The sequence below is a fragment of the Nocardiopsis chromatogenes YIM 90109 genome (assembly GCF_000341185.1).
Taxonomy (GTDB): domain Bacteria; phylum Actinomycetota; class Actinomycetes; order Streptosporangiales; family Streptosporangiaceae; genus Nocardiopsis_A; species Nocardiopsis_A chromatogenes.
The window spans coordinates 21,692-32,087 of sequence record NZ_ANBH01000350.1; the positions used below are offsets into that span (position 1 = coordinate 21,692).

The window sequence follows — 10,396 nt, forward strand, 5'->3', positions numbered from 1 at the left end:
AGGGCGGGTTGTCCGGCAGCTGCGGCGGGGGCGCGATGACCAGCGGGTCGGTGCCCGGATCGGGAACGGAGTGGCGCGCGGGGCGGTGGACCGGTGTTGTCGCCACGGCGAACTCTTTCGTGCACCTGGGAACGGAGAGGAACGGGATTGCTACGGTGATGATCCCGCAATTCGTCGTTTTCACCTAATTCGCTGCGTACGGTCGGCGCAGGTCCGACCACGGTGCGCACCCGCTCGTGTGCAAAGGATCGGACGGACGTGAGTGGTTACTGTCGGGTGAAGGTCGCCGGACCGCAGCGCTGGGCGGACCTCGCGCTGCCCGGGACCGTCCCGGTGGCCAGCCTGCTTCCGCAGGTCATCGAGGTGTGCTCGCCGGAGGCCGACGGCACCCGGCCGGCCGGGTGGGCGCTGGTCGACGGCGCCGGGGACCCGGTCCCGCCCGAGGGCACCCTGGAGTCGGCCGGGGTGCGCGACGGCGCGGTGCTGACCCTGCGCCCGATGACCGCGCCCGGGCGGCCCGCGCACGTGGACGACGTGCGCGGGGCCGTGGAGGACCGGGTCGACGAGAGCGGCGGCATCTGGGACCCCTCGGCCACGCTCGCCTTCGGGCTGCTGCTGGCCGGAACCGGCCCCTTGGCGGTGCTCGGCGCGATGGAGTACCTGCGCCCGTCGCCGGGCAACATCGGCGTCGCCGCGGCGGGGGCGCTGTTCACCCTGGTGCTGGCGGTCTTCGCCGGTCGGCGCCGGATGCGCACGGTGGCCGCCGTGCTGCTGGGGGCGGCGTGCCTGTGGGGCGCGGCCGTGGGGGCCCTGTCGGTGCTGCTGGTCTCCGGGGCGCAGCCGCTGGCGCTGGCCGCATTCGGCCTCGCCGGGGCGCTGCTGGTGTCGGCCATCGGATGGGCCCTGGACGAGTCGGGCCTGGCCTACCTGTCGGCGCTGGGGGTGCTGACCGCCGCGGGCGGGGTGCTGGCCGGGGTGGGCATGTTCACCGACCCGGCGCAGGGCGTGCGCGCCGCGGCGGTGGCGCTGGTGCTGGCGGTGGGCGCGCTGCCGCGGCTCGCGCTGGCGATGGGCGGCCTGTCCGGGCTCGACTACGAGGTGCGCCACTCCGGCCAGGTGGAGACCGGCCGGTTCGAGGAGACCCTGACCTCCAGCGACCGGCTGCTGTTCGGGCTGGTGCTGGGCACCGCGGCGGCGGGGGCGCTCACCGTGCCGCTGCTGGCGGCGGTCGGCGGCGGGCCCCCGGACGTGCTGCTGGCGGCGCTGGTGGCGGTGCTGCTGGTGTTCCGGTCGCGGCTGTTCGACCGGATCCGGCACGCGCTGCCGCTGCGCCTGGGCGGGGCGCTGGGGCTGGGGGCGGCGGCGATCGGCGCCTACGGGCTGCTCCCGGCGGCGGGCCCGTGGCTTCCGGCGCTGGCCCTGGCGGCGGGGGCGGTGCTGGCGCTGCTGAGCCGGATCCGCCTGGCGGAGGTGCCGCGGGCCTCGCTGCGCCGCACGCTGAACGGGATCGAGGTCGTGGTGGTCATCGCGGCGTGCGCGGTGCTGGCCTGGTCGATGGGGCTGTTCGCGCTGGTGGCGCGGCTGACCGGGTCGATCTGACCCTGCCGCCGCGCCACCGGTGCGCGCGTGTCAGCGGCGCCGTGCGAGCAGCAGCGGCACCAGGGTCAGGGCGGCGCCCGCCAGCGCCACGGCGGTGACGAACCCCAGGCCGGGCCGGAAGGCCTCCAGCATCGCGGCGGCGCCCCCGTCGGCCCCCGCGCCGGTCCCGGTCGCGTGGTCGACCGCGACGATCGCCGTGGTGACCGCGAGCACCACCGCCCCGCCGAGCTGGCCGGAGGTCTGCACCAGCCCGGCGGCCAGGCCCTGCTCGTCGTCGTGCACCCCGGCGGTGGCCTGCACGTTGATGGCGGGGAAGCCGAGGGCGAAACCGCCGCCGAGCAGCAGAGCCGTGGGCAGGATCATGGTGGCGTAGACGGGGTCGGTGTCCACCCGCAGGAACAGCAGGTACCCGGCGGACAGCGAGACCAGCCCCGCGACGATCAGGCGGGGCGTGCCCACCCGGTCGATCAGCCGGTCGGAGAAGAAGGCGCTGAGGGCGACCAGCAGGCCGGTGGGCAGCAGCGCCAGCGCCATCTGCAGCGGGGTGCGGCCCAGGGCCTGCTGCAGGAACAGGGTCAGCAGGAACTGGAAGCTGGCGAAGGACCCGAACAGCGCCATCATCGCCAGGTTGGCCCGCACCAGGGTGCCGCTGCGCAGGATGCCCAGCCGGACCAGGGGGTGGGCCACCCGCCGCTCGATGACGACGAAGGCGGCGGCGAGCGCGGCGGCCGCGGCGAACAGGCCGAGGGTCAGCGGGTGGGACCAGCCGCGCTCGGGGGCGGTGACCACGGTGTAGACGAGCACCAGCAGCGCCCCGGTGGAGGCGGCGGCGCCGGGCAGGTCGTACCCGCCGGTGGCGGCGGGGCGGGCGCGGGGGGTGAGGAGGNGGTCGCGGGGGATGAGGAGGTACCCGGCGACCAGTGCGGCGGTGGCGAAGGGGACGGGGAAGAAGAAGGTCCACTCCCAGCCCAGGCGGGTCATCAGGCCGCCGAAGATCAGGCCGGAGGAGAAGCCGCTCGCGCCGAAGACCGTGTACACGCTCATGGCGCGGTTGCGCTCGGGCCCCTCGGCGAAGTTCGTGGTGATGATGGACAGCCCGGTGGGGGCGGTGAAGGCGGCGGCCACGCCCTTGGCGAAGCGGGTGGCGATGAGCAGCCCGGCGTGGTCGGTCAGCCCGCCGAGCAGCGAGGCCAGCGCGAAGGCGGCCAGCGCGGCGAGGAAGACCCGGCGGCGGCCCAGCAGGTCGGCGGTGCGGCCGCCGAGCAGCAGCAGGCCGCCGAACCCGAGCACGTAGCCGGAGACGACCCACTGCAGCCCGGCGGTGCCCATCCCCAGCTCGGCCCCGATGGAGGGGAGCGCGACGTTGATCATCGACACGTCGAGGGCGTCGAGGAAGAGCGCCAGGCACAGCACGATGAGCAGGCCCCAGGTGCGGGCGTTCCAGCCCTGGGGGCGCGGGGACGGCGGGGTGGGGCGGGAGGGCGGCGTCGCGGTGGACGCCGGTGCGGCCGGTGTGGTCATGGCCAGCGACCATACATGCGCGCGCATCAAATGTCGATGCATTTAATGCTTGGACATTAAATGTCCGGGCATGTTAAGATCCGCGCCATGAGCCCGACACGCGAGGCCGCCCTCGTCGCCCGATGGCGCGAGGTGCTCTCCTGCTACAGCGACCTGTCGTGCGCGCTGGACCGGGACCTCCAGGAGCGGCACGGCATCGGGATGAGCGACTTCGAGGTCCTGGACCTGCTCATGTCCGCCGACGGCGGCAAGGTCCGCATGCAGGAGCTGGGCGAGCGCGTGTACCTGAGCCAGAGCGCCCTGTCCCGCTCGGTGGCCCGCCTGGAGAAGCGGGGCCTGGTCACCCGCGCCATGTGCGACCAGGACCGCCGCGCCCTGTTCGTCCACTGCACCGAGCAGGGCCGCACCCTCCACGGCGAGGCGTGCCCGACCCACCGCGCCCTGCTGGAGGACCGGCTGGGCGGGTGAGCAGGCGCAGCCGCCCGGTCACCGGGTCCTCCAGCAGCGTGCCCTCCAGCCCGAACACCGCGCGCAGCGGCTCCGGCGCGAACACCTCCCCGGGCGGCCCGGCCGCCGCCACCCGGCCCCCGTGCATCGCCACGACCGTGTCGGCGTAGCCCGCCGCCAGGTCCAGGGTGTGCAGCGCGGCGAGCACGGTGATCCCCAGACCGGCCACCAGCTCCAGCACCGCGAACTGGTGGCCGGGGTCCAGGTGGTTGGTGGGCTCGTCGAGCACCAGCAGCCGCGGCCGCTGGGCGAGCGCGCGCGCCAGCAGCACCCGCTGGCGCTCCCCGCCGGACAGCCGGGACAGCGGCCGGTCCGCGAACGCGGCGCACCCGGTCAGCTCCAGGGCCTCGGCGACCGCCGCCCGGTCCGCGGCCCCGAGCCCGCCGAACGGGCCGGTGTGCGGCACGCGCCCCAGGGCCACCGCCTCCTCGGCGGTGAAGTCGAACCCGCCGCCCTGGTCCTGGCCGAGCACGCCCACCCGGCGCGCGGCCTCCCGGCGGTCCAGGCCGAGCAGGTCCTCCTCGCCCAGCAGCAGGCGCCCGGCCCGCGGGCGCAGCGCCCGGTAGACGGTCTTGAGCAGGGTGGACTTGCCGCTGCCGTTGGGCCCCACCAGCGCGGTGAGGGCGCCCTCGGGCACCTCGGCGTCGACCCCCTCCACCGCCGGGACGCGGGTCCACCCGGCGGTCAGCCCCCGGATCCGCAGCCTCACCGGTCCACCCCCGCCCGGTCGCCGCGCAGCGCCGCCACGAAGAACGGCACCCCCACCACCGCGGTCAGGATGCCGATCGGCAGCTCGGTGGGGCGCAGCGCGGTGCGCGCGCCCAGGTCGGCCGCCACCAGCATCAGCGCGCCCAGCAGGGCGGCGGTCGGCAGCACCCGGCGGTGGCCGGCCCCCACCAGCAGCCGCGCGAGGTTGGGGACGACCAGCCCGACGAACCCGATCGCCCCGGCCACCGCCACCACGGCCCCGGTGACCAGCGCGGCCGCCGCGAACAGCCCGGCGCGGGCGCGGTCGGCGTGCACCCCCAGGGCGGCGGCGCCCTCGGCCCCCAGGGCGAGCGCGTCCAGCGTCCGGGCGCGCGCGGTCAGCAGCGCCAGCAGCGCCGTCACCGCGGCGGCGCAGCCCAGCGCCAGCGGCCACCGGGCCCCGGCCAGGCTGCCCAGGAGCCAGAACAGCACCTGCTGCTGGGCGTCGCCGGAGGCCTGGCGCAGCACCAGGAAGGAGGTGGCCCCGCCGAGGAGCTGGCCGACGGCCACCCCCACCAGGACCAGCCGCAGCGGTTCCAGGGCGCCGCGCGCCCGCGCCAGCGCGAACACCGCCAGACCGGCGGCCACCGCACCGGCGAAGGCGGCGCCGGGCAGGACGAGCGGCCCGGCGGCGCCCAGGACGGCCATGGCCAGGACGGCGCCGGTGCTCGCCCCCGAGGAGAGCCCGAGCAGGTGCGGGTCGGCCACCGGGTTGCGCACCAGCGCCTGGACCACCGCCCCGGCGACGGCCAGGCCCGCGCCGACGAACACGGCTTGGACGGCGCGCGGGCCGCGCAGCTCCCAGACGATGTAGGCCTCGGGGGAGGCGGCGGGCGCGGGGGAGGAGAGCCGGTCGGCGACGATGCCCAGGACCTCCTGCGGCGGCACCGGGACGGCGCCGACGCCGACCGACAGCGGCACCGCGGCGGCCACCGCGGCGGCGAGCGCCCCGAGCAGGAGCGGGAAGGGGATGCGGGCCCTCACCGGCGGCCCTTTCCGCCGTGCAGGGCCGTGGACAGGTCGGCCACGGCCTCGGCGTTGAGCACGCTGGGGGAGGTGACGGTGGACTGCGGGAGCACGGCGAACCGCTCGTCCTCCGCCGCGGTGGTCCGGGACAGCACGGGGTGCTCCAGGACCGCGTCGGCCAGCTCCTGTCCGCCCAGGTCGCTGAACCCGGTGAGGATCAGGATCGCCTCCGGATCGCGGCGCACCACCTCCTCGGGGGCCAGGTCGGCGATGCGCAAGGGGACGTCCCCGGCGATGTTCTCGCCGCCCGCCAGGGTGATCACGCCGTTGGCCGTGCCCCGGCCCCCGACCGTGGAGACGCCCTGGCCGCTGCCGGGGACGACGGAGACCGCCAGCACCCGGACCGGCGCGGCCTCCGATCCGGGGGCGGCCTCCTCCACCCGTTCGCGCATCCGCTCGGTGAGCGCGGCGCCGCGCGCGGGGACGCCGAACAGCTCGGCGGTGTCCTCGATGAAGGCGAAGGTGGCGGACAGGTCTTCCGTGGTCCCCGGCGGGTCGCAGGCCGCGTGCGCGGCGATGCCCGCGGCCGCCAGCTCCTCGGCGGTCGGCGTGCCGTCGAAGGCGCCGAACTGGTAGGCCGAGATCCCCATCACCAGGTCGGGGTCGGCCGCGATGACCGCCTCCCGGTTGCCGGTGCCCTCGTCGATGACGGGGATGCGGTCGAACGCGGCCCGCTCCTCGGCGGGGAAGGCGTCGAAGAAGTCGGGGGCGGCGGTGCCGACGACGGTGCCGCCGACGCCGAGCTCGGTGAGCAGCGCGGCGGACCCGCCGTCCATGGTGACCACGCGTTCGGGGGGAGTGTCCAGGACGGGGCGGGGCGGGCAGCCCTCCCCGCGGTCTTCGCCGCCCGATGCCGAACAGGCGGCCAGGATCAGGACCGCCGCCGCGGCGGCGGCCGGTTGCAGGTGTCGACATGTCATGCACCGACGGTCGGACGGGGCACCCGGAGGGTTCCGGTGCATGTGCGCTTCGGCGCGATCGGTGGGCTGCATGTCCGGATCCGGCCGGGCGCGGCCGTCAGCGGAGTCCGACAGCCGCCGGGGCGGGATGGTAGCGGTGCGGAATGTGAGGAAGATGGCCGGTTCTGTCCGGATCCGGTCGGGGGGAGGGGCTTCTGTGTCGGTGCGGGCCGTTAATCTCTGAGTGAGCTCCCGAGTGTGCGGAGTGACCCCCGAATCCCCAGGAGGACACCAGTGGCCAACCATGTCGGTCTGACGGAGGCGGACGCCCTCGGAAAGGGCGGCGAAGAGCTCGGGATCTCCTCTGAAGGGCTCTACCAGCGGCTCAACAACCTCATCCAGGACATGGAGCGGGACGGCGAGTCCCTGCAGGGCAACGCCCTGGCCAAGTTCCGCGAGGCCCGCAACGAGCTCACCCAGCGGTTCGACGAGCTGATGACCTGGTGCGGCAACAACGGCATCAAGCTCAACGAGGGCCAGCGCGAGTTCACCGCCACCGACGCCGACTCCGGCGACACCTTCGCCTCGGCGGGCAAGGAGGCCGGCGGCCTCTCCCGGCCGGTCAACGCCTGAGCACGCCCTCCCCCACCCCCGACAGGAGCGAGAAGAGACCGTGAGCAACTTCGAGGTCTACGGCAACGTCTCCGGTCTGCAGGACCTGAGCGGCGCCCAGCAGGAGCACCTGACCCGGTTCAAGGCCATCATGGAGGAGATCCGGTCCCAGTCCGAGACCACCGTGAACAAGTGGGAGGGCTCGGGCAACGACCAGTTCAAGGCCAAGGCCGAGGAGTTCGACACCCAGTTCGCCGCCGTCAACGACGCCTTCGCCAAGGTCATCCGGGCCACCGACGACGCCGCGAGCAACTACGGCCGGCTGAGCAACCGCCTGAACAACCTCTTCTGACCCCGCAGGACCCGTGACCACGCCGCCTTCCACCACCCCGCCGCCGGCCGCCCCCGCGGAGGCACCGGGCGCGCCCGCCCCGCAGCAGCAGCCGGGGCAGCGGATGCCCGAGGCCTTCCACTACACCCCCAACGCCGAGCAGTACGTGCTGCAGGCGGACGCGCTGCGCCGCCGCCAGCTCCGCGCCGCGATCCTGTACGGGTCCAGCCGGTACTGGCGGGGGCGNCGGTCTGGCCCGCCGTCGTCGGCGGGATCGTCCTCATCGCCCTGATCTGCGGGGGCATCGCGGTGCACGCGGCCTTCCAGAAGCAGCAGCAGATCAACGAGGAGCGCATGGGCGGCGGCCGGCAGACCGGGCCGGTGTTTCCCGGCCAGTCGGGGAGGTGAGCGCGCAGATGTCCGGGGGCGCCCCGCAGGCGGTCCGGGTGCCGGGGTTCCGGGAGCCGGTCCTGGCCTACCGGGGCCGGCGGTCCCAGGTGTTCCGGGCGGTCAGCGAGCGCACCGGCGCCGCCGTCGCCCTGAAGGCGATGCACGGCGCCGGGGGATACGAGGAGATCACCCGCCTGCGCGACCTCGGCGGCGCCCGGGGCGTGGTGCCGCTGCTGGACGTCGCGCGCGCGGCGACCGGCGAGCCGGTGCTGGTCATGCCGTTCCAGCCGGACGGCTCCCACGCCGACATCCTCGCCCGGAGCGGCCCGGTCGACCTGCCCGAGGCGGTCCGCGCCGGACGCGCGGCGGCGGGGGCCCTGGCCGCGCTGCACGCGGCCGGGCTGCTCCACAACGACGTCGTGCCCAGCAACATCCTGCGCTCGGGCACCTCGGCGGTGCTGACCGACTTCGGGTCGGCCGCCCCGTTCGGCTCTCCGGCGCCGCGTCTGCGCACCAGCTCCGAGCTGGTGTTCCACGCCCCGCCGGAGATCCTGCGCGGGCAGGAGCCCGGCCCGGCCTCGGACGTGTACCAGCTGGCCTCGGCCCTGTGGACGGCCATCGCCGGGCGGGTGCCCTTCGCCGACTGGGACGGCAGCCGCCCCGACCCGCAGGCCTACGCCCGCACCGCGCTGCGCGAGCCCGCGCCGGACCTGCCGCTCCCCGGCGTGCCGCCTCCGGTGAACGCCCTGCTGGTGGGGGCGATGGCCAAGGACCCCGCGGCCCGCCCGGCCACCCCGGCCGAGTTCGAGGAGGAGCTGGGGCGCCTGTGGGCGGCGGTGGGGTCGGCGTACGGATCGGTGACCCCGTCGGTCGGGACATCCCCGCCGGTGGCCGCGCCCGCGCCGAAGTCCGCGCCCGCGCCGAAGCCCGCGCCCGCACCCGCTCCGGAACCGAAGCCGTCGCAGAGCGCTCCGGCGGAGGCGGCACCCGGCGGGGCCGCGCCGTCGGGGGCGGCCCCGCCCCCGGTGCCCGCGCCTGAGCCCGCGCCGAAGTCCGGGCCCCCGTCGAAGAGTCCGTCGACGGCACCGACGGAGGCCGCGGCGGCAGGCGAGCCGCCGCCGCCNNTCCGCACAGCCCGCAGAGTCCTTCAGAGGAACCGGCGGCGCCCCGCCCATCGAATGACGAGGACGGGTCCGCCGCTGCCGCGGCCTCAGCCGTCGCCTCTCCCTCCGGCCCGGCCGTCATCGACATCGGTCTGACCGGCGAGTTCCGCCGCAAGGGGCCCACCCGGCCCACGCGCAAGGTCGGGCGCCGCCCCAAGTCCAAGCCCATCCCGGGCCTGGACGCCCCGGCGGTGGACGAAGCGGCGCCGCGGCCGCCCGCCTCGGAGGAACCGGCGGCGCTTCCGACCGCGCCGGACACCCCGGCCGCCCCCGCCCCGTCCATGCCGTTTGACACGGCCCGCGACCTCTACTCCCGTCAGGCCTGGCAGCGGCTCAAGGGGTGGACCGGCGGCCCCGACGACGCGCCGCTCCCCGGTCCCGGAGTCCAGGCCCCGGACTCCGCCCCGGCATCGGCACACGACAAGGAGCCCGATGACGACGGGCGGCCCACCGGCCGCGTGCGTCCGCCCCGGTGGCGGCGGCACATGCACATCGGCGCGGCGGCGGCCTCCGTCGCCGTCCTCGCCTCCCTCCTCGGAGCCGGGAGCGCCGCCCGGCCCGGCCCCGGCTTCACCGCCGCCGGTGCCGGGACCGCGCAGGCGGGTGCGGGCTCCGGCGGAGGGGCGGCGCAGGACGGGAGGAACGAGGAGGAGGACACGGAGAAGGACTCCGGGGAGGACGGGGCCGAGAGCGGGAAGGACGTCCCCGGCGCCCCCGAACCCCCCGGCGGCGTCTCCCTGGAGGACGGCCTCACCGCGGTCGAGGTCACCTGGCAGGACGCCTCCGGCGGGACCGCCCGCTACTTCGTCGTCGGCGGCGTCGAGGGGGGTCCGCCCGCCACCCTCGCCCGGACCGGGCCCGGCGTGACGAGCGCCCGGGTCCCCACCGAGAGCGGGACCGCCGAGTACTGCTTCACCGTCGTCGCCGTCGACGGCGGGTCCGCCGCCGGGGACGAGGCCTGCACCGACCGGGCCGGTGCCCGCGCCCAGGCCCAAGCCGAGCAGCAGCGGCAGGAGGAGGAAGAGGCGGCGCAGGAGGAGGAGCGGAAGCGGGAGGAGGAGAAGGAGTCCGAGGAGCCCGAGGAGCAGGAGACGGGGACCCGGCACGGCACCTCCTCCGGCGTCGGTACCGGCGGCCCCGGGTTCGACTCCCCCGACGACGACCCCTGAGATCGTTGAAGGGACACCCTGTATCGGCTGCGGATACGGCGAGGGGCGCCGGAGGTCGGCGTGTGCCCGATGACCGGGGCCCACATCTCCCGTCAAGGATCTGAGGCGCCGGTGCGCACGGGGACGGCCCCGGCGCGGGCGCCGGGGCCGTCCTGATCACCGCGGTGCGGGACTGGTAGGTGAGCGGGGTCCCTACAAGCCCTCGACGTTGAGCAGCAGGTTGCTGGTGCCGCCGGGGGCGCCGGAGATCTTGTCCTTCCCGGCGTTGTCCTGCAGCCAGCCCTGGACGGTGTCCTGGCTCGCCTGCCCGTTGGCGTCCTTGTACAGCGCCGCCGCACCGGCCACGTGCGGGCTGGCCATCGAGGTGCCGCTGTAGGTGTCGTAGCCGCCGCCGGGGATCGAGGACTCCACGTCCACGCCGGGCGCGTAGAT

10 protein-coding genes and 2 pseudogenes are annotated in these 10,396 nt (G+C 76.0%); 7 read left to right on the plus strand and 5 right to left on the minus strand.

What is annotated here, in order from left to right; all coding sequences use genetic code 11:
• Positions 1 to 258: 258 nt before the first annotated feature.
• The gene (eccD, locus tag D476_RS0130025) at positions 259 to 1,599 is read left to right on the plus strand and encodes a type VII secretion integral membrane protein EccD (RefSeq protein WP_026123988.1); all 1,341 of its coding nucleotides are present in this window, start codon (positions 259 to 261) and stop codon (positions 1,597 to 1,599) included.
• A 30-nt stretch (positions 1,600 to 1,629) separates the two neighbouring features.
• Here eccD and D476_RS0130030 read toward each other — a convergent pair whose 3' ends face one another.
• Positions 1,630 to 3,162 carry an MFS transporter gene (locus D476_RS0130030; protein WP_449289421.1) on the minus strand — a complete coding sequence of 511 codons (1,533 nt, stop codon included), beginning with the start codon at positions 3,160 to 3,162 and terminating at the stop codon, positions 1,630 to 1,632.
• A gap of 45 nt (positions 3,163 to 3,207) precedes the next feature.
• On the opposite strand from D476_RS0130030, the gene D476_RS36890 reads away from it, so the two are divergent.
• Complete coding sequence (locus D476_RS36890) at positions 3,208 to 3,588, plus strand: MarR family winged helix-turn-helix transcriptional regulator (RefSeq protein WP_026123989.1); 381 nt, start codon at positions 3,208 to 3,210, stop codon at positions 3,586 to 3,588.
• A 259-nt stretch (positions 3,589 to 3,847) separates the two neighbouring features.
• On the opposite strand, the pseudogene D476_RS39510 reads toward D476_RS36890, so the two are convergent.
• The 3 genes and pseudogenes from D476_RS39510 to D476_RS39520 all read right to left on the minus strand — a co-directional run.
• Positions 3,848 to 4,336, minus strand: a pseudogene (locus D476_RS39510) (ABC transporter ATP-binding protein); the annotation flags it as partial.
• A complete protein-coding gene (locus tag D476_RS39515; RefSeq protein WP_017627579.1) occupies positions 4,333 to 5,358 on the minus strand; it encodes a FecCD family ABC transporter permease in 1,026 nt (341 codons plus the stop codon). The pseudogene D476_RS39510 and the gene D476_RS39515, both read right to left, overlap by 4 nt.
• Positions 5,355 to 6,320 (minus strand): ABC transporter substrate-binding protein, encoded by a 966-nt coding sequence (locus tag D476_RS39520; RefSeq protein ID WP_017627580.1) that lies wholly within the window; start codon positions 6,318 to 6,320, stop codon positions 5,355 to 5,357. Before D476_RS39520 ends, D476_RS39515 begins: the two co-directional genes overlap by 4 nt.
• Positions 6,321 to 6,593: 273 nt before the next feature.
• Between D476_RS39520 and D476_RS0130055 the strand changes: the two genes are divergently transcribed.
• The 5 genes and pseudogenes from D476_RS0130055 (at position 6,594) to D476_RS39530 (ending at position 9,964) form a co-directional block, all read left to right on the plus strand.
• Complete coding sequence (locus tag D476_RS0130055) at positions 6,594 to 6,932, plus strand: hypothetical protein (RefSeq protein ID WP_017627581.1); 339 nt, start codon at positions 6,594 to 6,596, stop codon at positions 6,930 to 6,932.
• 40 nt (positions 6,933 to 6,972) lie between these two features.
• Positions 6,973 to 7,263 (plus strand): WXG100 family type VII secretion target, encoded by a 291-nt coding sequence (locus tag D476_RS0130060; RefSeq protein ID WP_017627582.1) that lies wholly within the window; start codon positions 6,973 to 6,975, stop codon positions 7,261 to 7,263.
• A 103-nt stretch (positions 7,264 to 7,366) separates the two neighbouring features.
• Positions 7,367 to 7,650 (plus strand): annotated as a pseudogene (locus tag D476_RS35115) (hypothetical protein).
• An 8-nt stretch (positions 7,651 to 7,658) separates the two neighbouring features.
• Positions 7,659 to 8,891, plus strand: a complete 1,233-nt coding sequence (locus D476_RS39525; RefSeq protein WP_040728782.1) for a protein kinase domain-containing protein — start codon at positions 7,659 to 7,661, stop codon at positions 8,889 to 8,891.
• A gap of 185 nt (positions 8,892 to 9,076) precedes the next feature.
• Complete coding sequence (locus D476_RS39530; protein WP_239648868.1) at positions 9,077 to 9,964, plus strand: hypothetical protein; 888 nt, start codon at positions 9,077 to 9,079, stop codon at positions 9,962 to 9,964.
• 192 nt (positions 9,965 to 10,156) lie between these two features.
• On the opposite strand, the gene D476_RS35130 is transcribed toward D476_RS39530, so the two are convergent.
• A partial coding sequence (locus D476_RS35130; protein WP_040728786.1) for a S8 family serine peptidase occupies positions 10,157 to 10,396 on the minus strand: 240 nt, incomplete at its 5' end.

Coding starts and splice junctions, on each gene's coding strand:
- D476_RS39530 (WP_239648868.1), top strand. CDS start 9,077: ATGCCGTTTGACACGGCCCGCGACCTCTACTCCCGTCAGGCCTGGCAG.
- D476_RS36890 (WP_026123989.1), top strand. CDS start 3,208: ATGAGCCCGACACGCGAGGCCGCCCTCGTCGCCCGATGGCGCGAGGTG.
- D476_RS39520 (WP_017627580.1), bottom strand. CDS start 6,320: ATGACATGTCGACACCTGCAACCGGCCGCCGCCGCGGCGGCGGTCCTG.